This window comes from Saccharopolyspora sp. MMCC62, assembly GCF_057736575.1.
The window spans coordinates 364,281-384,672 of the sequence record NZ_JBYKCM010000005.1 but is presented as its reverse complement, the minus strand read 5'-3'; the positions used below and the strand labels follow the sequence as shown (position 1 = coordinate 384,672).

17 protein-coding genes, 1 tRNA gene, 1 pseudogene and 1 riboswitch are annotated in these 20,392 nt (G+C 70.9%); of the genes and pseudogenes, 12 read left to right on the top strand and 7 right to left on the bottom strand.

Annotated elements, in window-relative coordinates:
- Positions 1 to 396: 396 nt before the first annotated feature.
- From AC29IT_RS15110 to AC29IT_RS15095, 4 genes are all read left to right on the top strand, one after another.
- Positions 397 to 1,503, top strand: coding sequence for an LLM class flavin-dependent oxidoreductase (locus AC29IT_RS15110; protein WP_488219079.1), 1,107 nt, complete (start codon positions 397 to 399; stop codon positions 1,501 to 1,503).
- A gap of 117 nt (positions 1,504 to 1,620) precedes the next feature.
- Positions 1,621 to 1,998: a DUF3817 domain-containing protein gene (locus tag AC29IT_RS15105; RefSeq protein ID WP_358436934.1), complete on the top strand. Its 378-nt coding sequence runs from the start codon at positions 1,621 to 1,623 to the stop codon at positions 1,996 to 1,998.
- The gene (locus AC29IT_RS15100; RefSeq protein ID WP_358436931.1) at positions 1,995 to 2,927 is read left to right on the top strand and encodes a heme o synthase; all 933 of its coding nucleotides are present in this window, start codon (positions 1,995 to 1,997) and stop codon (positions 2,925 to 2,927) included. The genes AC29IT_RS15105 and AC29IT_RS15100 overlap by 4 nt, the downstream gene beginning before the upstream one ends.
- A gap of 119 nt (positions 2,928 to 3,046) precedes the next feature.
- Complete coding sequence (locus AC29IT_RS15095; RefSeq protein WP_488219078.1) at positions 3,047 to 3,703, top strand: Crp/Fnr family transcriptional regulator; 657 nt, start codon at positions 3,047 to 3,049, stop codon at positions 3,701 to 3,703.
- A 2-nt stretch (positions 3,704 to 3,705) separates the two neighbouring features.
- Here AC29IT_RS15095 and AC29IT_RS15090 read toward each other — a convergent pair whose 3' ends face one another.
- Entirely contained in the window at positions 3,706 to 4,254 is a 549-nt protein-coding gene (locus tag AC29IT_RS15090) for a Pycsar system effector family protein (RefSeq protein ID WP_488219077.1), read from the bottom strand.
- Between the two features lie 377 nt (positions 4,255 to 4,631).
- A complete protein-coding gene (locus tag AC29IT_RS15085; RefSeq protein ID WP_488219076.1) occupies positions 4,632 to 5,237 on the bottom strand; it encodes a TetR/AcrR family transcriptional regulator in 606 nt (201 codons plus the stop codon).
- A gap of 154 nt (positions 5,238 to 5,391) precedes the next feature.
- Between AC29IT_RS15085 and AC29IT_RS15080 the strand changes: the two genes are divergently transcribed.
- The gene (locus AC29IT_RS15080) at positions 5,392 to 6,321 is read left to right on the top strand and encodes an alpha/beta fold hydrolase (RefSeq protein WP_488219075.1); all 930 of its coding nucleotides are present in this window, start codon (positions 5,392 to 5,394) and stop codon (positions 6,319 to 6,321) included.
- Positions 6,322 to 6,373: 52 nt separating this feature from the next.
- On the opposite strand, the gene AC29IT_RS15075 is transcribed toward AC29IT_RS15080, so the two are convergent.
- Positions 6,374 to 7,162 carry an SDR family NAD(P)-dependent oxidoreductase gene (locus tag AC29IT_RS15075; protein ID WP_488219074.1) on the bottom strand — a complete coding sequence of 263 codons (789 nt, stop codon included), beginning with the start codon at positions 7,160 to 7,162 and terminating at the stop codon, positions 6,374 to 6,376.
- A gap of 208 nt (positions 7,163 to 7,370) precedes the next feature.
- Here AC29IT_RS15075 and AC29IT_RS15070 point away from each other — a divergent pair, with 208 nt between their 5' ends.
- Positions 7,371 to 7,820, top strand: coding sequence for a MarR family winged helix-turn-helix transcriptional regulator (locus tag AC29IT_RS15070; protein WP_488219073.1), 450 nt, complete (start codon positions 7,371 to 7,373; stop codon positions 7,818 to 7,820).
- A gap of 289 nt (positions 7,821 to 8,109) precedes the next feature.
- On the opposite strand, the gene AC29IT_RS15065 is transcribed toward AC29IT_RS15070, so the two are convergent.
- Together AC29IT_RS15065 and metE are read right to left on the bottom strand one after the other, a co-directional pair.
- Positions 8,110 to 8,721: a class I SAM-dependent methyltransferase gene (locus AC29IT_RS15065; protein WP_488219072.1), complete on the bottom strand. Its 612-nt coding sequence runs from the start codon at positions 8,719 to 8,721 to the stop codon at positions 8,110 to 8,112.
- A 719-nt stretch (positions 8,722 to 9,440) separates the two neighbouring features.
- Positions 9,441 to 11,729, bottom strand: coding sequence for a 5-methyltetrahydropteroyltriglutamate--homocysteine S-methyltransferase (metE, locus tag AC29IT_RS15060; RefSeq protein WP_358434728.1), 2,289 nt, complete (start codon positions 11,727 to 11,729; stop codon positions 9,441 to 9,443).
- 129 nt (positions 11,730 to 11,858) lie between these two features.
- Positions 11,859 to 12,099: riboswitch (cobalamin riboswitch) on the bottom strand.
- A 179-nt stretch (positions 12,100 to 12,278) separates the two neighbouring features.
- Here metE and AC29IT_RS15055 point away from each other — a divergent pair.
- Together AC29IT_RS15055 and AC29IT_RS15050 are read left to right on the top strand one after the other, a co-directional pair.
- Positions 12,279 to 12,929, top strand: a complete 651-nt coding sequence (locus tag AC29IT_RS15055) for a hypothetical protein (protein ID WP_358434725.1) — start codon at positions 12,279 to 12,281, stop codon at positions 12,927 to 12,929.
- 212 nt (positions 12,930 to 13,141) lie between these two features.
- A tRNA-Arg gene (locus tag AC29IT_RS15050) sits at positions 13,142 to 13,215 on the top strand.
- Positions 13,216 to 13,765: 550 nt separating this feature from the next.
- Here AC29IT_RS15050 and AC29IT_RS15045 read toward each other — a convergent pair.
- The gene (locus AC29IT_RS15045; RefSeq protein WP_488219071.1) at positions 13,766 to 14,485 is read right to left on the bottom strand and encodes a TetR/AcrR family transcriptional regulator; all 720 of its coding nucleotides are present in this window, start codon (positions 14,483 to 14,485) and stop codon (positions 13,766 to 13,768) included.
- Between the two features lie 115 nt (positions 14,486 to 14,600).
- On the opposite strand from AC29IT_RS15045, the gene AC29IT_RS15040 reads away from it, so the two are divergent.
- Positions 14,601 to 15,347, top strand: a complete 747-nt coding sequence (locus tag AC29IT_RS15040; protein WP_488219070.1) for an SDR family oxidoreductase — start codon at positions 14,601 to 14,603, stop codon at positions 15,345 to 15,347.
- A gap of 64 nt (positions 15,348 to 15,411) precedes the next feature.
- Here AC29IT_RS15040 and AC29IT_RS15035 read toward each other — a convergent pair.
- Positions 15,412 to 15,852, bottom strand: a pseudogene (locus AC29IT_RS15035) (winged helix-turn-helix domain-containing protein); the annotation flags it as partial.
- Between the two features lie 111 nt (positions 15,853 to 15,963).
- On the opposite strand from AC29IT_RS15035, the gene AC29IT_RS15030 reads away from it, so the two are divergent.
- The 3 genes from AC29IT_RS15030 to ettA all read left to right on the top strand — a co-directional run bounded on the left by AC29IT_RS15030 (position 15,964) and on the right by ettA (position 20,376).
- Positions 15,964 to 18,003, top strand: coding sequence for a bifunctional copper resistance protein CopD/cytochrome c oxidase assembly protein (locus AC29IT_RS15030; RefSeq protein WP_488219069.1), 2,040 nt, complete (start codon positions 15,964 to 15,966; stop codon positions 18,001 to 18,003).
- A 154-nt stretch (positions 18,004 to 18,157) separates the two neighbouring features.
- The gene (locus AC29IT_RS15025; RefSeq protein WP_358434714.1) at positions 18,158 to 18,595 is read left to right on the top strand and encodes a single-stranded DNA-binding protein; all 438 of its coding nucleotides are present in this window, start codon (positions 18,158 to 18,160) and stop codon (positions 18,593 to 18,595) included.
- A gap of 104 nt (positions 18,596 to 18,699) precedes the next feature.
- Positions 18,700 to 20,376 carry an energy-dependent translational throttle protein EttA gene (ettA, locus tag AC29IT_RS15020; protein ID WP_358434711.1) on the top strand — a complete coding sequence of 559 codons (1,677 nt, stop codon included), beginning with the start codon at positions 18,700 to 18,702 and terminating at the stop codon, positions 20,374 to 20,376.
- The last annotated feature ends 16 nt before the right edge of the window (positions 20,377 to 20,392 follow it).

Here is a 20,392-nt window from a genome sequence, read left to right as displayed (position 1 = left end):
GGGGTGAACGGACCGTTCGCCCAATGACACCGGACGAACGGTCCGTTCGCTCGTGTCGTCCGCCGGTCGATCACCGCCGTGGACGGCTGGGGTGAACGGACCGTTCGCCCAATGACACCGGACGAACGGTCCGTTCACTCGTCCTGTCCGTCGGTCGATCAGCGGACGGCCGGGGTGAACGGGTCCTTCGTCCAACGGCACCGGACGAACGGTCCGTTCACTCCGGCACCGTGCCGGCCGTGCTGCGCCGGGAACGCGAACGTCTTCTGGCCGGGGTGAACGGACCGTTCGCCCAACGGGACTGGACGAACGGTCCGCTCACTCCGCTAAGGGCGTGTGAGCACCGGCACAGGCGTCCGGGAACAAAGTCCCCGCACCAGGCGGTTGCAAGCGACGATGGACACCGTCGCCAACCCGGACCGCACCGCCCTCGAGGCCGCCGGTCCCGCATCCCGGCCCGACCCGATCCGCGGTACCGCACGAGGTCGTTCGGCCGTCCCGCTCTCGATCTTGGATCTCGCTCCCGTCGGCGTGCCGACCACGCCGGGAGAGGCGCTGGCCACCACCACGGAACTCGCGCAGGCCGCGGAACGCTGGGGTTTCCACCGGCTCTGGGTCGCCGAGCACCACGGCATGCCGGGCATCGCGAGCTCCTCGCCACCGGTGGTGATCGCGCACCTGGCGGCGGCGACGAGCACGCTGCGCCTCGGTTCGGGCGGCGTGATGCTGCCGAACCACGCGCCGCTGGTCGTCGCCGAGCAGTTCGGCACCTTGGAGGCGTTGCACCCGGGCCGCATCGACCTGGGCATCGGCCGCGCCCCCGGCACCGATCAGGGGACGGCGCGGGCGTTGCGGCGCACCAGCGGCCCGCTGTCGGTGGACGACTTCCCGGAGCAGCTGGGGGACCTGCTGCGGTTCCTCGGCGACGGGTTCACCGCCGACCATCCGTACGCGGAGGTGAGTTCGGTCCCGCACGGGCAGGCGCCGCCGGTGTGGCTGCTGGGTTCGAGCGGCTTCAGCGCGCAGGTGGCGGGCGCGCTCGGGTTGCCGTTCGCGTTCGCCCACCACTTCTCGGCGCGGAACACGCTGCCTGCGCTGGACCTGTACCGGCAGTCGTTCCGGCCGTCGGAGGTGCTGGACGAGCCGTACTCGATGATCGGCGCGCAGGCCATCGCCGCCGACACCGCGGAGGAGGCGCTGGACCTGGCGCGCCCGATCGCGTTGAGCATGCTGCGGTTGCGCAGCGGGAATCCGGGCCGGATGCCGAGCCCGCAGGAGGCGCGGGACCACCAGTACTCCGAAGTGGAGCAGGGCATCGTGGACTCGTGGCTGGCGGACGCGATCTACGGCACGCCGGAATCGGTGCACGCGGAGCTCGAGGAGCTGCGGGAACGCACCGAGGTCGACGAGCTGATGCTGACCGCGAACCTGTACGACCGGGAGGCGAAGCTGCACTCCTACGAGTTGATCGCCCGCGCCTACGGCCTGCCCGGGGTGGCCTGAGCCACGTCGTCGCGTGGCCGGCACCACTGTCCCGCCAGGTCACGCGCAGGCGCGCACCGGCGGTGGCGTACGGTCGTTTCCGGTGTTCGTGGCAGAGGCGGGATTGAGGGATCTGTGGTGAAGCCTGGCGTTCTGGCCGCTTACCGGGTCATGGCGTACGTGACAGCGGTGCTGCTCATCTTGCTGTGCTTGGCGATGGTGTTCAAATACCTGTGGCCCGAGGGCTCGTCCGCGCAGTTGATGGGCGATTCGTGGACGACCACGATCGGCATCGGCCACGGGTACCTCTACATCGTGTACCTGTTCGTGGCGCTGGTCACCACGGTGCAGCTGCGCATCCCGTACGGCCGGATGCTGCTGGTGCTGCTGGCCGGGACGATCCCGCTCGGCGCGTTCTTCGCGGAGCGCAAGGTGGTGCTGTGGCACCGGCTGCGCACCGGCGGTGAGCCGCTGCCGTTCGAGTCCGCGGCGACGACCGGGTCGACGAGCTCATGACGGCCGTTCCCGAACAGGCCGAGGCCACTCCCACCACCACTGCGAAGCGGCGCGGCGTGCTGGCCGCCTACTTCGCGCTGACCAAGCCGCGAGTCATCGAACTGCTGCTGGTCACCACGATCCCGGCGATGTTCCTGGCCGAGCGCGGCATCCCGTCGCCGTGGCTGGTGCTGGTGACGCTGGTCGGCGGCGCCATGTCGGCGGGCAGCGCGAACGCGTTGAACTGCGTGGCCGACTCGGACATCGACGCGGTGATGCACCGCACCCGCAGCCGCCCGCTGGTGAGCTACGAGGTGCCGCGCAAGCACGCCTTGATCTTCGGGATCGTGCTGGGCGCGGTGTCGTTCGCGGTGCTGGCGATCGGGGCGAACCTGCTGGCGGCGGTGCTGTCGCTGGCGGCGATCCTGTTCTACGTCTTCGTGTACACGCTGCTGCTCAAGCGCCGCACCTCGCAGAACATCGTGTGGGGCGGGGCCGCCGGCTGCATGCCGGTGGTGATCGGCTGGGCCGCGGTGGCGGGCGAGGTCGAGTGGCCCGCGCTGGTGATGTTCGCGGTCGTGTTCCTGTGGACGCCGCCGCACTTCTGGTCGCTGGCGATGAAGTACCGGGACGACTACGCGCGCGCCGGGGTGCCGATGCTGCCGGTGGTGGCGACGCCGCGGCAGGTGTCGGCGCGGATCCTGGTGTACAGCTGGGCGACGGTGGCCTCCACGTTGCTGCTGGTGCCCGCGACTAGCTGGGTGTACGTGGCGGTCGCGGTGTTGTCCGGCGCGGCGTTCCTGATCGTGGCGCAGCGGCTGCACGCCGCGGTGCGGCAGGGGCGCACGACGAACCCGATGACGTTGTTCCACCTGTCGAACTCGTACCTGGCGGTGTTGTTCGTGGCGATCGCCGTCGACGCCGCGGTGGGCCTGCCCACCTTCAGCTGACCGCGCGGCCTCCGCGGCGGGGCGGCTGCTGGCCGACCTGCGCCCGCGCCTGCCAAGCTTGATCCGCACGATCACGTCGTCCGCGGCGCGTCGTGGACGATCATGGCGGAGGGGGCGGCATGAGCGAACGGTGGAACGAGGCGGCGGTCGCCGCACTGCGGTCGGTGGGCACGCCCCGGCGCTGGCGGGAGGGCGCCGTGCTGTTCGGCGTCGGCGACGGCTCGGACCACGTGCTGCTCATCCGCAGCGGCCGGGTCAAGGTGTGGTCGATGTCCACGCGCGGCGCGGAGACCATGCTCGCGATCCGCGGCCCCGGTTCGGTGATCGGCGAGTTCTCCGCGGTGGACGGGCAGCCGCGGGCGTCCGCGGTGACCGCGTTGGGCCCGGTGCAGGCGGACGTGGTCCCGGGCGCCGAGTTCCGCCGGTTCCTGCACCGGCACCCCGAGGTGATGTTCGAGCTGCTGGTCGGCGTGGTCGCCCGGATGCGGGAGTCCGACCGGTACCGGGTGGAGTTCGCCTCGGCCGGGGTGGGGCAGCGGCTCGCCCGGCTGCTGCTGGAACTGGTCCGAGAGCACGGCGTGCGCGAGGCCGCGGGCCGGTACGCGATCGCGATCCCGTTGAGCCAGGCCGAACTGGCGGCCGCGACCAGTGCCTCGCGGGAGGCGGTGGCCAGGGCGTTGCGCGAGCTGCGGGACCGCGGCGCCGTCGACACGCAGCGGCGCCGGATCACCGTGCTGAACCGGGAGCTGCTCGCCGAGCACGCCGAACCCGGGTGAGCTCAGCACAGCGCGCGCAGCACCGTCCACACCAGGAACGCCAGCAGCGCACCGCAGCAGCAGTGCAGCGCGGCCCGTAACCGCCGGTACTTGGTGGTCGCGATGAGCGCCAACGCCTCCGCCTGGCGCCACGCCAGCGTGCACAGCTCGGTAGCCGAGGCGCCGCGGGCCGGGCGGAACGTGGGGAAGGCGAACGGGTTCGCCCCGCCGGCGGGTGCCCCGGTGCGCGGGGTGAGCACCGCCGCGACGTGCAGCAGCGCGCCCAGCGCCCCGCACAGCAGCAGAATCAGCAGCACCAGCGACGCGATCTGCGGCGGTCCGGCGTGCACCGGTTCGCCGGGCGCTCGGGACATGGCGTTGCCCGCTCCGCCGATTCCGATGCCGAGGGCGGGGATGAGCAGCCCCGCCTTGGTGTCGGCACCGGAGATCCAGGTGCGGAAGTCGCCCGCGGTGCGCAGCGCCACCTCCAGCTCCTGCTCCGGGGTGAGGTGGTCGTCCGCGCGTTCGCGCGGTGTCGCGGGCCGGGTCGATGTGGTGCCTTCGCGGTCCATGGCGTTCTCCCTGCGGTGCGGCGAACTCGGTGCGTGATCAGTCCAGCACCCGCGGTGCGCGTCGTCTGCGTCAGATGCCACAGAGCCCGGCACCCGCCCGGCACCCACTTCGGGCACGAGTGAACGGACCGTTCGTCCGATCTGGTTGGGCGAACGGTCCGTTCACTCGCTTCTGGTCGGGCGGACGGCGCTCGGTACGTGCGGCTCACCGGGTGCCGCTGGTCGCCTCCGCCGATGCCCGCAGCGGCGGAGTGAACGGACCGTTCGTCCCGTCCAGCTGGAGGAACGGTCCGTTCACTCCAGCCGGAGGTTCGTGTGCGACCGAACTTGATGAGTGAGCGGACCGTTCGTCCGATCTGGTTGGGCGAACGGTCCGTTCACTCCGCTCGGCCGGGGGTGGGCAGGGCCGCTGCGATGTGCTCGTGCGCGAGGTCGGCGACGGTGCGCAGCTCGGTCACCGGGGTCCCGGCCAGGTGCAGCACGGTCAGGGACTGGTTGACGGCGGCCGCGTACAGCGCCAGGTCGTCGAGGCGTTCGGCGGGCAGCGGGCCTTCGGCGGCGCGGAGGGCGGCCCGGATCTCGGCGCGCTGCCCGGCGAGCGATTCGGCGACGACTTCGCGCAGCGGGTCCGCCAGATCCGCGGTCTCGGCGGCGAGCCGGGTGATGAGGCATCCGGCGGGCACATCAGGGTCGGCGAGCCGGGTGAGCACGGTGTCGAAGAAGGCGCGGACGGCGGCGGCGGGGTCGTCGGGCTGGGAGCGCAGCGCGGCCGACATGGGTGCGGCGAACCGTTCGGCGTAGCGGCGCACACTGCGCTCGAGCAGTTCGTCCTTGCCGCCGAAGGTGGAGTACAGCGATCCGCGGCCGAGCCCGGTGGCGGCGAGCAGCCTGCTGAGGCTGGCTTCGGCGTAGCCGTGCTCCCAGAACACGTGCATCGCGCCGTCCAGGGCGGTGTCGACGTCGAATTGCTTGCGTCCTGCCATCTGCGCACTCCCTCCGCCATGTTTGACTGATCGTTCCAACATGGCTAGTGTAGGTCGCACCGGCCGGTACGGCCACCCCCGCGTGCGCCGTCCGCTGGGCGCCGAGCGGCACCCGGCCGGGCCCCTTCTCCTTCGTCGAACACGGAGTTTCCTCGTGACCTCAACCGAAGTCCCGCACGGCCCCGGTTCCCTCGCTGCGGCGCCACTGCTGCCGGACGGGTTCACCGAGCTCTTCCAGGACCACTACGCCACGGTCGGCGGCCTGCGCACGCACTACCTCACGGGCGGCGACGGCCCGCCGCTGTTGGTGCTCGGCGGCTGGCCGCAGAACTGGTACCAGTGGCGCTTCGTGCTCCCCGAGCTGGCCGAGCGTTTCTCCGTCGTGGTGGTGGACCCGCGCGGCGTGAACCTGACGGACAAGCCCGTCGGCGGCTACGACTCCGGGACGCTGGCCACCGACCTGGTGGAGCTGATGCGCGCCCTGGGGCACGAGCGGTTCGCGCTGGTCTCGCACGACGTCGGCACCTGGACCGGCTACGCGCTCGCCGCCGACCACCCGGAGGTGCTGGAGCGAGCGGTGTTCTCCGAGGCGATCGTGCCCGGCCTCTCCGAGTCGCCGCCGCTGCTCGCCGACCGGCGGACCAGCGATTTCCTGTGGCACTTCAACTTCAACCGCGCGCTCGGCGTCAACGAGCGGCTGGTGACCGGCCGGGAGGACGTCTACTTCGGACACCAGTTCACCACGAAGGCCGCCACGCCCACCTCGATCCCGCCGCACGCGGTGCAGGTCTACGTGGCGGCGCTGCGCGATCCGGAAGCGCTGCGCGCCAGCTTCGACTACTACCGCGCCATCGATTCGATCATCGAGCAGAACCTGGTGCGGCGGGAGCGGAAGCTGACCCTGCCGATCCTGACCATCGCCGGTTCGGAGTCCGTCGGGGAGGGAATGGCGGCCGAGATCGGCGCGGTCGCGACGGACGTCACCAGCGTCGTGCTGCAGGGAGCCGGCCACTACGTGCCCGAGGAGGACCCGGTGGGCATGCTCGACGCGATGCGTCCGTTCCTCGCCGAGTACCGGAGCTGAGTGGCGGCGGATCCGGTGGGCTTCGCTCGCCCGCCGGATCCGCGCCGGTGCGTCAGGCCAGCGACGGCGCGACTCCGCCGTCCACGCGCAGCGCGGCCCCGGTCGTCGCCGAACCGGCCTCGGAACCGGCGTAGAGCACCAGGTTCGCGACCTCCTCGGGCCGGATCAGCCTGCCCAGCAACGAGCTCGGCCGCTCCTCGGCGATGAAGCGGCGCTCCGCCTCCTCGAACGGCACGTCGTCGCCGACCCGGCTGGCGATGAACTCGGCCACGCCGGGCGTCAGCGTCGGGCCGGGCAACACGCTGTTCACGGTGACGCCGGTGCCCTTGACCTCCTGCGCCATGCCGCGCGCGACGGACAGCTGCGCGGTCTTGGTCATCCCGTAGTGCACCATCTCGGTGGGGATGAAGATCGAGGACTCGCTGCTGATGAAGATCACTCGGCCCCAGCCGCGCCGCACCATGCGCGGGGTGTAGTGCCGGGCCAGGCGTACGCCGGAGAGCACGTTCACCTCGAAGAACCGGGACCACTCGGCGTCGCTGATCTCGAAGACCGGGGTGGCGGAGAAGATCCCGGCGTTGTTCACCAGCACGTCCACGTCCGGCAGTTCGGCGATGAGCGCCGCGGCGCCGTCGGCGGTGCCGATGTCCGCGGCGATGCCCCGCACCGAGCCGCCGGTGTCGGAGCGCAGCGATTCGACGGTGGCGTCGACCCGGTCCCGGGACCGGCCGTTGACGACGACGTCGGCTCCGGCGCGCGCGAAGCCCGCCGCGATGGCCTCGCCGATGCCGCTGGTGGAGCCGGTGACCAGTGCGGTGCGGCCGGACATATCGGTGTTCATCGGATGCTCGCTCTCCTCGGGTGTTCGTCGTCGGGTTCCCGCGGGGGTGCGGGTTGAAGCGGGAGTGTCGTGCGCGGGAGAAAAGTCGGCTTGAGCCGGTAGTTGCATGCGCTTCATAAATAGTTGCAGGCGCTTGCTATCTGCGCAAGCTGCTAGGATGGCGGGGAGAGCGAGCTCACCCGACGGGCTCGCCACTAGGAGGTGCGGAGTGGGGATCGCCGACGACGCGGTCGAAGTGCGCGCGCAGGGCTGGCGCACGCTCGCCGCACTGCACGGAATGCTCGAAACCGCGCTGGAGAAGTCGCTCAGCGCCGACCACGGCCTGTCCGTCGTCGAGTACACGGTGCTGGAAGCGCTCAGCAGGCAGGACGGCTGGCACATGCGCATGCAGCAGCTCAGCCGCGCCGCCGCGCTCAGCGGTAGCGCCACCACCCGGCTCGTCACCCGCCTCGAAGATCGCGGTCTGCTCACCCGGATCCTGTGCAAGGACGACCGGCGCGGCATCTACACCGAGCTCACCGACGAAGGCCGCGCGCTCCTCGAGCAGGCGCGGCCCACGCACCACGCCACCCTCGAGAAGACCCTCGCCGAAGCCGAGCAGGTCCCCGAGCTCGGCGACCTCGTCGACGCCTTCCACCGGGTCACCGCCCGGGCCTGACGCCAACCGGAGTGAGCGGACCGTTCGTCCGGTCCCGTCGGACGAACGGTCCGTTCACTGCGCCTGTGTGCGCGCCGGGCCGGTCGTCCTGCGGAGCCCCGCGCCCCCGCATCGATGAGTGAACGGACCGTTCGTCCGATCTAGCTGGACGAACGGTCCGCTCACTCCGGAAAGAGGTTCGCGTACGACCGGTTGGCAGGGGCGTATCGACCTCGGTGAACGGACCGTTCGTCCCATCGGACTGGACGAACGGTCCGCTCACTCGGGGAAGCGGGGGCGAGACGGGTGGTCAGGCGCGGCCGGGCTTGTCCCAGGTGAGCGCGTAGCGCCACAGCAGCAACCGGCGGTACTGGACGCCGGGCAGCAGCCGCTGCGCGCCTTGGCGCACCTCGTCCCAGGTCATGGCCGGATCCTTCACCGGAGCCTCCGGCGGCTCGGCGACCCCGCCGTGCCTGCGGGCGAGGAAGCGGTGCACCGGGATCGCCGCGATGTCCCTGGCCCAGTCCAGCGGTGTGTGGTGCCGTGCCAAGCCGACGAGCACCAGCCGGCCACCGGGTGCCAGCATCCGGCCCATCGCGGTCAGCGTGGAGTCGAAATCCATGTGGTGCAGGGCGGCGACACTGCTGATGAAACCGTAGGAACCGTCCCGCGCCTTCGCCGCGAAGTCGACGAAATCGGAGTCCACATAGGACACGTTGTCGTACTCGGCGCTGGCGCGGCGGGCTTGGCGGATCATCGTGCGGGAGCGGTCGATGCCGGTCGCGCGCTTCGCCCTCGACGCCAACGCGCGCACCAGCGTTCCGTCGCCGCACCCGACGTCGAGCGCCGCGTCGCAAACTTCGGGCACCGAGTCGAGAACGAGCGGGTGGTAATGCGCGTTGTGGTTCCACTGCTCCGACACCGGATCACCCTAACGACCTGCACGGCGGCTTCGGCCGGGTCGTGGTGGGCGTCGGACGGGCTTGCGGCGGGTGCTCGTGCTCGGCGTTCAGCGCAGGAATCCCGCGTTGTGGCAACGGATTCGTCGCGGATCGCCTGCCGTTGGTCGGGAGGCTCGACCCGAATCGGCGCGACCCTGCCGCGGGTCGGAGCCGGGGGGCGGCGTGCAGCCGTAGTGCAAAAGTGATCAGCGGGGCCGGGCCGTTGCCGTCCCGTGACTCCGGCGCCATGTCGGACGCCGGCGCGGCCCCGGCACGGCGAGTGAACGGACCATTCGTCTGATCCTGTTGGACGAACGGACCGTTCGCCCGCTCTCCTTGATCGAAGGGTCCGTTCACTCGGTCCTGTTGGACGAGCGGTCCGTTGACTCGGTCCTGTTGGACGAGCGGTCCGTTGACTCGGTCCCGTTGGACGAACGGTCCGTTGACTCCGTCTCGTTGGACGAACGGTCCGCTCACTCCGAACCAGGAGCGGGTGGTGAACGGACCGTTCGTCCGGAACGGCTGGACCGGCGGTCCGTTCACCCCGTGAGCCGGTCGGCGGGGGAGGGCGTCGTTCGAGATGGGTGAACGGACCGTTCGTCCGATCTAGCCGGACGAACGGTCCGTTCACTCCGCTGCGAGGGTGGGGCCGGGGGTGGGCAGTGGTGGGAAGAGCGACCACCCACCCCCGGCTTCGGGATCAGCCGGCGGCCGGGCGCACGGCCGCTGTAGCGCTGATCACGTTCTTGAGGGCGGTCTCGACCTCGGCGTAGCCGCGGGTCTTGAGGCCGCAGTCGGGGTTGACCCACAGGCGCTCGGCGGGCACCGCGGCGAGCGCGGCCTTGAGCAGGTCGGTGACCTCACCGGTTTCGGGAACCCGCGGCGAGTGGATGTCGTAGACACCGGGCCCGACGCCGCGGCCGAACCCGACGGCGTTGAGGTCGTCGAGGACCTCCATCCGGGACCGGGCCGCTTCGATGCTGGTCACGTCGGCGTCGAGGTCGACGATGGCGTTGATGACGTCGCCGAACTCCGAGTAGCACAGGTGGGTGTGGATCTGGGTGGATTCGGCGATGCCGGAGGTGGCGAGCCGGAACGAGCGCACCGCCCAGTCCAGGTACTCCTGGTGCTCGGCGGACCGCAGCGGCAGCAGTTCGCGCAGCGCCGGCTCGTCGACCTGGATCACCCGGATGCCCGCGTTCTCCAGGTCCTTGACCTCGTCGCGGATGGCGAGCGCGACCTGCGCGGCGGTGCTGCCGAGCGGCTGGTCGTCGCGCACGAACGACCAGGCGAGGATGGTGACGGGCCCGGTCAGCATGCCCTTGACCGGCTTGTCGGTGAGCTGCTGCGCGTACTTCGCCCACTCCACGGTGATCGGCTGCGGCCGGGACACGTCGCCGTAGAGGATCGGCGGCCGGACGCAGCGCGAACCGTAGGACTGCACCCAGCCGTTGTGGGTGCTGGCGAACCCGTCCAGGTGCTCGGAGAAGTACTGCACCATGTCGTTGCGCTCGGGTTCGCCGTGCACGAGCACGTCGAGCCCGAGGTCTTCCTGCAACCGGATGACGCGTTCGATCTCGTCGCGCATCCGCTGCTTGTAGGTGGCCTGGTCGATGCTGCCGGTGCGCAGCGCGGCGCGCGCCTTGCGCACGTCGGTGGTCTGCGGGAAGGAGCCGATGGTGGTCGTCGGCAGCGGTGGCAGCCGCAGCGATTTCCGCTGCGCGGCGAGCCGGTTCGCGTAGTCGCCGCGCTGGGCGTGCTCGGGTTTGAGCGAGGTGAGCCGCGCCTGCACCCGGTTGTTGCGCACCCGGTCGGCTCCCGCGCGGTCGGCGATGCGCCGCCGCGCGTCGTCGAGCTGCTCGGCGACGGTGTCGCGGCCCTGGTGCAGCGCGCGGTCGAGGACGACGACCTCGCCGACCTTCTGCGCGGCGAAGGCCAGCCAGGACGCGACCTGCGGGTCGAGGTCGGTTTCGGCGTCGACGTCGTAGGGCACGTGCAGCAGCGAGCAGGAGGTGCTGACGGCGACCTCACCGGCGAGGCCGAGCAGGGTGGCCGCGGTGGTGAGCGCCTTGTCCAGGTCGGTGCGCCAGATGTTGCGCCCGTCGACGAGGCCCGCGACGAGCGTCTTCTCCCGCAGCCCGGGCACCGACGGCAGCTCGTCCACGGTGCGCTTCCCGGCGACGAGGTCCACGCCGACGGCCTCGACGGGGGAGGAGGCCAGCACGTCCAGCGCGTCGCCGAGGTCGCCGAAGTAGGACGCGACGAGGATCTTCGGCCGCTCCGAGAGCTCGCCGAGCCGCTGGTAGGCGGCGCGCAGCGCGTCCAGGTCGGCCTGCGAGCGGTCCGCGGTGAACGCGGGTTCGTCCAGCTGCACCCACTCGACCCCGGCCCGGTGCAGCTCACCGAGCAGTTCGGCGTAGGCGCTGACGAGCTCGTCCACCTTGTCCAGCGGGCGGAACGAGGTGGGCGCGCCGTCCTGCGATTTGGACAGCAGCAGGAACGTCAGCGGCCCGACCAGGACCGGGCGGGTCTTGATGCCCAGCTCGGCGGCCTCGTGGTACTGGTCGACGACGGTCTGGTCGGAGAGCCGGAACTCGGTGTCCGGCCCGATCTCCGGGACGATGTAGTGGTAGTTGGTGTCGAACCACTTCGTCATCTCCAGCGGTGGCGCGGATTCCACGCCGCGCGCCATCGCGAAGTAGGTGTCGAGCGGGTTCAGCCCCAGTTCCGCGAAGCGGGGCGGGATCGCGCCGAAGGTGACGGCGGCGTCGAGGACCTGGTCGTAGTAGGAAAAGGTGTTTCCCGGCACCGAGTCCAGCCCGGCGTCGCGCAGCGAACGCCACGTGTCGGTGCGCAGCGTGCGCGCGACCTCGCGCAGTTCCGCTTCACCGGTGCGGGACTTCCAGTAGCTCTCCAGTGCCCGCTTCAGTTCCCGGTTCGGTCCGATCCGGGGAAACCCGAGCACGGTGGATCCGATTGTGCTGGTCAACGCTCTCTCCTCGCGAGCTGGACGGCAGTTCTGCGAGGTCGAGCGGGCATGATCCGGGCACACGTCGCCGCACGCGGCGGCTCGTCGTCCAGGGTCTTCCCGCGAGACCTCGCAACAGCGCGCGTCACGAGGACGCGCGCACCGGCGGCAGGTCTTCGGACTCGTGGGCGTTTCCCGGTGGAACCGGGGTCTTCTACTGGCCGTCGCTTCCCGAGCTCGCGCTCAGTGCTGTGACCGGTCGTGACGACCGGTGACGGCGTTCGTTCCCACTCACCGCTGCGGGGCAGTCCCGGATTCGCACCGGGTTCCCTCTTGCCTCGCGCACCTCCGCTTTCGCAGAGCTGTGCGAACCACCAGCACTTCGGAGGCTACTTGCTTCTGGCGGGAAGACAAGGCCTCGCGTTCCGGATCACCCGGGCGCCGCCCCGCCGGAAACTTCTCCGAACCGCGGGCAACCCGCCGCGCGGCGGGGCGTCTTACGAACAGGTGAGGGGGCGGGACGGAGTTTCCTCCGCCCCGGTGCGACGAAACGATCGGGAGGAACCTGCTGTGGGGAAGAACGGAATTCGGGCGGGCGTCGGGATCGGTGCGCTGGCTGCGGCGGCGATGGCGCTGGTGCCGGCGGGGATCGCCGCCGCCGATTCGAGCGAGACGTCCGTTGTGGACTTGAACGGGGACGGAACTCCGGACACCGCGCAGCTTTCCGCCATCGGTGACGGCGCGCAGCAGTCGCTGAAGTTCACTGTGGACGGACGTGTGACCGAGGCGGTGCTGACCGGCGACCCGTCCTTCGGCACGCAGCCGATGCGCGTGCTCGACGTCAACCACGACGGCAAGCAGGAAGTGCTGGTCACCGAGTCCATCGGCGCGAACACCACGTGGTTCAGCGTCTGGGACCTGGGTGCCGACGGCGCGCCGCGCGAGCTGACGACGCAGGACGGCAAGCCGCTGAAGATCACCGAGGGTGGCGGTGTCGGCGCGCGGGTCGGCTACGAGTGCGCGCCCGCGGGCTCGGACGGCCGGGTGCTGATCACTTTGGCCGCCTCCAACGAGAGCCAGACCACCGAGCCGTCGTACGACGGCTCCCGGGTCGCCTTCGACGTGCGCGACGGCGTGGCCACGCCGGTCGACGAGTACGCGTTCACCGGTGTCGGCCAGGACGACGACGTGCTGAAGGTGCAGCCGGAATCCTGCTCCTGAGGGGGAGCCGTCGGGGCCGTCGCGCGGAATCGCGCGGCGGCCCCGACGCGTGCGCGGTGATTCCTCTGTGATCTTCCGGCGTGAATTCCGCCGTGCAGCTGTCGATCAGCTTGCCGTTCGATACCGGCTCTGCAACGCCGATGGCGTCGGTACCACTGTCGACGGAGCGGCCGGTTACCCTGCTTGCTGCAGCTCACGCGAGCGATGTGCGGGCCCTCGTAGCTCAGCTGGAGAGAGCAAAGGACTTCTAATCCTTAGGTCGCAGGTTCGAGTCCTGCCGGGGGCGCTCCGATGCTGGTCACAGCGGTGGGGGACGATCTCGATCAAGATCATCCCCCACTTTACCCTCCCGTCTCGCGCTGCTCGCCCAGGGCCGATGAAGTCGGGCCGGCGGACCGGTCGGAACACGCCGTTCGCGTTGCCGGAATCGGTGCGGGCGCCTCGGATGACGTCCTGGTGCTCGACGACTTTCCCGTCGTCCGGCCAGAACCGGTCCGCGAGCGCGCGCCGGTAGACCGGGTTCCCGGATCAGGTGGGAATGCGTGGCCGCCCTGTCTCGCTCGGCGCCGACGCGCTTGGTGTCCGGCCGCCGCGCATGTGCCGGGAAGCCGCTGAACGCTTCGGGGCGATCCTGGTCGTGCCGGGGCTCGACGTGGTCGGCGACCGCCTTGTCCGGGACGCCACCGAGAACCGTCCGGTGGTGCTCGACGACGATCTTCTCCTCCTGCTCCGGATCGGACCTCGCGCCGTGCTCCGGTGCCGCGGATGCGCCGCTGCGCGCGGTGGTTCCTCGTTCGGTTCCGGAAGTGCTGCGATCGGGTCCGCCGCGCGCGGGATCAGCGTTCGGGCGAGGGCGGGCCGCTTCCCTGGACGCGGTCGAGCCATTCGTCCAGCAGCGCCTTCTCCGGTGCGGTGAGTCGGTCGACGTCGGGCAGGGCCGCGCGGAGGGTGGTGGCCGCGCGCGCGACCGGGTCCGCGACCGAGGGCCGGTCGGCGGGGTCCGGAACGGTGATCACACCGCGGACCATCTCGAAGGCGCGGTCGGCGAGCGCGTCGGCTTCCGCCGGGTCGGGGTCGCTGCCGATCAGGGTGAAGATGGTGCCCCGCCCGGCCGCGTGCATCAGCTGCACCGCCTGCGGTTCGGGGACCGCGAGCCGTCCCGCTTCGGCGATCGCGTGGACGAGGCCGGTCAGGATCCGTTCCGCCTGCTGCTCCGCCTCCGAGGGGGCGCGGCGCCTGCGGGAGCCGTAGAGGGCGCTGTAGACGTCGGGGTTCTCCAGACCGAAGCCGATGTGCAGCCGCCACCCGTTGCGGAGGTCTTCGACCGGGTCGCCGGAGGGGCGCATCGCGGTCTTGCTCGCGAGGTACGTGCTGAGCGCGTGTCCGGCGACCGCGTCCATCAGGTCGTCCTTGTCGCCGAAGAGGCGGTAGATCGCCGGGGCGTGCACGCCCGCCGCGGTCGCGACGGCCCGGGTGCTCACCGCGGCCGGGCCCCCTTCGTCGAGCAGGCGCTTGGCCACTTCGACGATCTTCATCTTGGTGTCGGTCGATCCCACGATCGGCAACGATAGCAGTCCTCCTGCCTGGAAGTATCAGTGATATCAGTGCAGTTGTTCCGCTGAAAATATCGGTGATACCGTTTTCGAAGTAACAACGAAACTGGAGGCAGGGATGAAGACCACAGGACGCACCGCGCTGATCGTCGGTGGCACGTCGGGCATCGGCCTGGAGTTCGCGCACCAGCTGGCCGCGCTCGGCAACTCCGTCGTGATCACCGGCCGCGATCGGGAGCGGGTCGAGGCGCTGGCCGCCGAGCACGGCTTCGCCGGGGAGGTCGTGGACGTCACCGACGCCGCGTCCATCACCGCGCTGCGCGACCGGGTCGTCGACCGGTTCCCGGAGCTGGACACCGTGCTGATCAGCTCCGGCATCATGGTCCCGGAGCGGCACCTCGAGGCCGACGCGCTCGAAGTCGCCGAGCGGACGATCTCGACCAACCTGCTGGGCACCATCCGCGTGTTCACCGCGTTCCTGCCGCACCTGCGCACCCGGCCCGAAGCGTCGATCATCACCGTCACCTCCGGTCTCGCCTACGTGCCGATGCCGCTGACGCCGACCTACTCGGCGACCAAGGCCGGCGTGCACGCCTTCACCGAGGCGGTGCGGGCACAACTGCGCGGCACGCCGGTGCAGCTGATCGAGCTGGCGCCGCCGTTGACCAGGACCACGCTGATGGGGCCGGGCACCGACCACGCCGGGGCCATGCCGTTGGGCGAGTTCGTGTCCGAGGCGATCGGCCTGATCCAGGCCGACCCGGACATCCGGCAGGTGCTCGTGGACCGGGTGAAGCCGCAGCGGTTCGCGGCCGTCGACGGCACCTACGACGAGCTGTTCGAGAACCTGGTGGCCCGCCTCTGACCCGGGTGGTCACGTGCGGGCGGTCGTTCCCGCGAGGTGCCGCGGCCGCGATGCGGTCGCCGACCTTCATCCGCAGCCGTTGCACGTGGACGTCGACGACCCGGGTGTCGCTGCTCGCCGGGTAGTCCCACGCCTGCTCCAGCAGCCGTCCGCGGGACAGCAACCCTGCCCGGCTCACCGGTGAACTCCAGCAGCAGGCGCAGTTCGGTCGGTGTCGGCGACAGCAGCCGCCCGCCGCGGCGCACCTCCAGCGAGTCCCGGTCGAGCTCCAGGTCGCCGAACGCGAGCCGGTCGCTCGCGGGCGCGTCCTCGGGGGCCGCACCGGTTCCCGCCGCCGCAGCGCGGCGCGCAGCCGAGCGACCAGGACCATGGTGTCGAACGGTTCGGTCACGTAGTCGTCGGCTCCCGCCTCCAGGCCCTGTACCACGTCGGCCGCGTCGCCGCGCGCGGTGAGCATCAGGATCGCCACCGAGGACTCCTCCCGGATGCCGCGGCGCAGGCTGATCCCGTCCAGCGGTCACCACCCCGCCTGCCGGGTGACCGGGCCCGCGACCTGGCGACGAGGCGCGAGGGCACCCGAAACCGCAGGTCAGAGTCCGGCGGTTAGGCTCGTTCCGTGGCTTCTGAGACCGTTCCCGGCGCACGCAGCAGGTCCACCACCGTCGGAATCCTGGTCGTCACGGCCGGGATCTTCGCGGCGGTGGTGGCCGCCGCGCTCACCGCGATGTCGGCGGGCGACGCGTACGCGGTGCTGGGGCTGCCCGACCCGGGTGCGGTGACCGCGTTCGGCCTGCCCGCGGTGCGCGTGCTCGCCGAGAGCGGCGCGGTGGTGTGCATCGGCTCGCTGCTGCTGGCCGCGTTCGGCATCCCGGCGAGCCGGTCCGGTCCGCTGCTCGCCGACGGCTACGCGGCGGTGCGGACCGCGGGCTGGGCCGCCGGGGTGTGGTGCGTGGGCGCCGCGCTGCTCGTGCCGTTCACGGCAGCCGACGCCACCGGGCGCCCGATCGGCGCGGTCCTCGACGCCCAGGTGCTGTTCGGGCTCGTCGACGCGCTGGAAGAGGCGAAGGCGTGGCTGCTGACCGCGGGGATCGCGCTGGTGCTGGCCGTCGGCTGCCGCGTGGTGCTGTCCTGGGGCTGGACGGTGGTGCTGTTCGCGGTGTCGCTGCTGGGCATGTTCCCGCTGATCGCCACCGGGCACTCGGCCAGCGGCGGGGCGCACGACATCGCGACCAACAGCCTGCTGTTCCACCTGTTCTCGGCCACGTTGTGGGTCGGCGGGCTGGTGGCGCTGCTGGCGCACCTGGCGCGCAAGGGCGCGCACGCGGGGCTGGTGGCGCGCCGGTTCTCCCGGATCGCGCTGGTCTGCTGGATCGTGATGGCGGCCTCCGGGGTGGTGAACGCCTTCGCCCGGGTGCCGCCGGACCAGCTGCTCAGCACGACCTACGGCGCGTTGGTGCTGGTCAAGGTCGTTCTGCTGGTGGTGCTCGGCGGCATCGGCTACCTGCAGCGGGAGCGGGCGGTGCGCACCGTCGAGCAGGGCGGCGGCGGTCTGCTGCGGATCGGCGCCGTCGAGGTGCTGGTCATGTTCGCGACGATCGGGGTGGCCGTCGCGCTCGGCCGCACCCCGCCGCCCGCCGAGCTGGGGGCGGTGCCGGGCCGGACCGAGCTGCTGATCGGCTATCCGCTGGACGGGCCGCCGACGGCGCTGCGGCTGCTGTTCGACTTCCGCTTCGACCTGGTCTTCGGCACGGCGGCGCTGGTGCTCGCCGGGCTGTACCTGTACGGGGTGCGGGTGCTGCACCGGCGCGGCGACCGGTGGCCGCTGGGGCGCACGATCGCGTGGCTGTGCGGGTGCGCGAGCGTGCTGGTGGCGACCTCCTCTGGCATCGGCCGGTACGCGCCCGCGATGTTCAGCGTCCACATGGGACAGCACATGATCCTGTCGATGCTGGCGCCGGTGCTGCTGGTGCTGGCGGGGCCGACGTCGCTGGCGCTGCGGGTGCTCAAGCCCGCGGCGAAGGGACGGCCGCCGGGTGCCCGGGAGTGGCTGCTGGCGTTCCTGCACTCGCCGGTGACGCGGTGGCTGACGAATCCGTTCGTGGCGCTGGCGCTGTTCACCGGGTCGTTCTGGGCGCTGTACTTCTCCGGCCTGTTCGACGCTGCGCTGCCGCAGCACTGGGCGCACCTGGTGATGAACGCGCACTTCCTGCTGACCGGGTACGTCTTCTACTGGCCGGTGATCGGGATCGATCCGGCGCCCCGGCCGCTGCCGTCGCTGGCGAAGCTGGGCATGGTGTTCGCGTCGATGCCGTTCCACGCGTTCTTCGGGATCACGCTGATGATGTCGAACACCGTGATCGGGTCGGACTTCTACCGCGGGCTGTCGCTGCCGTGGGCGGGGGATCTGCTGGCGGACCAGAACCTGGGCGGTGGGCTGGCGTGGGCGTCGGGGGAGGTGCCGCTGGTGGTGGTGATGCTGGCGCTGCTGATCCAGTGGTCGCGCGCGGACTACCGGGAGGCGCGGCGGCTGGACCGCAAGGCGGCGGTGGACGGGGACGCGGATCTGGCCGCCTACAACGAGATGCTGCGGCGGCTCTCCACCGGGGACACGGCGGGGTCAGGGGCGCAGAACCCGGCTTCTCGGTCCGATGGGTGACCCCCGATAGGGGGTTGAAAGCCGGATTCCGCGGAATCCGTCCACAGCGTCGCGAGTTGTGCACAGATCGTGAATTCGGGGTAGCGCTGGGTGATCGACGCCGCGCATCCTGGTAGCGGGCCGAAGGGCGGCCCCGAGTTCCAGGAGGTGCGAGATGTTCGAGACGACCGTGGCCGTGGTCGGGACCGTGCTCACCGAGCCGAGGATCCACACGTTCACCGATGGCGAGCGGGTGGTGTCCTTCCGGCTGGCGGGGAACTCCCGCCGCTACGACCGGAACGCCGAGCGCTGGGTCGACGGTGACCGGCTGATCGTCACCGTCCACTGCAGGCGCCGGGTCGCCGACGGGGTGATCGGCGTGGTGGGCGAGCGCACGCCGCTGGTCGTCACCGGGCGGCTGCGCACCCGCGACTTCGAGGCGGCGTCCGGCAGGCGCACCGCCGTGGAGGTGGAGGCGGCCGCCGTGGGCCTGGATCTGGCGCGGGGCAACCGATTTCCCGGATCCGCCGAGCGCCTCGCCGCCTGGTCCGGCACCGCGGCGACCGGCGCAGGGGTGGATCGGCCGGACGTCGCAGCGGCCCGCGACGGGTGATCTCCGCGCCGCCCGCCGGGTCGGTGACCAGCGGTGGAGCCGGTGGCGCGCGGCAACCGACGGTGGTGCACGGGCCGACACGGGACGCAACTACGATTCAGGGCATGGCCGAGTTCATTTACACCATGAAGAAGGTGCGGAAGGCACACGGGGACAAGGTCATCCTCGATGATGCGACCATCCAGTTCTACCCGGGTGCCAAGATCGGCGTCGTTGGCCCGAACGGCGCCGGCAAGTCGACCGTGCTCAAGATCATGGCGGGACTCGAGCAGCCGAACAACGGCGAAGCGTTCCTCTCGCCCGGCTACACCGTCGGCATCATGCAGCAGGAGCCGCCGCTCAACGAGGAGAAGACCGTCCTCGGCAACGTCGAAGAGGGCGTCGGCGAGATCATCGAGAAGCTGCACCGCTTCAACGCGATCGCCGAGCAGCTCGCCACCGACTACACCGACGAGCTGATGGAGGAGATGGGTCGCCTCCAGGAGGAGCTCGACCACGCGGACGCGTGGGAGATCGACTCGCAGCTCGAGCAGGCGATGGACGCGCTGCGCTGCCCGCCGCCGGACGCGGAGGTGAGCCACCTCTCCGGTGGTGAGCGCCGCCGCGTCGCACTGTGCAAGCTGCTGCTGAGCAAGCCCGACCTGCTGCTGCTCGACGAGCCCACGAACCACCTCGACGCCGAGAGCGTGCTGTGGCTGGAGCAGTTCCTCGCGAACTACCCCGGCGCCGTGCTCGCCGTGACGCACGACAGGTACTTCCTGGACAACGTCGCCGGCTGGATCCTGGAGCTCGACCGCGGGCGCACCTACCCGTACGAGGGCAACTACTCCACCTACCTGGAGAAGAAGCAGGAACGCCTCGCGGTGCAGGGCAAGCGCGACCAGAAGCTGCAGAAGCGGCTGAAGGAAGAGCTGGAGTGGGTCCGCTCCAACGCCAAGGCCCGGCAGACCAAGTCCCGCTCCCGCCTGGACCGCTACGAGGAGATGGCGGCCGAGGCGGAGAAGACCCGGAAGCTGGACTTCGAGGAGATCCAGATCCCGCCGGGTCCGCGGCTGGGCAACCAGGTCGTCGAGGTCGAGAACCTCAAGAAGGGCTTCGGCGACAACCTGCTCATCGACGGGCTGTCGTTCGACCTGCCGCGCAACGGCATCGTCGGCGTCATCGGCCCGAACGGCGTCGGCAAGACGACCCTGTTCAAGACCATCGTCGGGCTCGAGCAGCCGGACGCGGGCACCGTCAAGGTCGGCGACACCGTCCGGCTGTCCTACGTCGACCAGAACCGGGCCAGCATCGACCCGAAGAAGAACGTGTGGGAGGTGGTCTCCGACGGTCTCGACTACATCCAGGTCGGCCAGGTCGAGATGCCGTCCCGCGCCTACGTCAGCGCGTTCGGCTTCAAGGGTCCCGACCAGCAGAAGCCCGCGGGCGTGCTCTCCGGCGGTGAGCGCAACCGGCTGAACCTGGCGCTGACCCTCAAGGAGGGCGGCAACCTGATCCTGCTGGACGAACCGACGAACGACCTGGACGTCGAGACCCTGGGCTCGCTGGAGAACGCGCTGGAGCAGTTCCCCGGTTGCGCCGTGGTGATCTCGCACGACAGGTGGTTCCTGGACCGCGTCGCCACGCACATCCTCGCCTGGGAAGGCGACGACGAGAACCCGGCGAAGTGGTACTGGTTCGAGGGCAACTTCGAGGGCTACGAGAAGAACAAGATCGACAGACTGGGGCAGGAAGCCGCCCGTCCGCACAGAGTCACCCACCGGAAGTTGACCCGGGGCTGAACCTGAACGGGGAGGC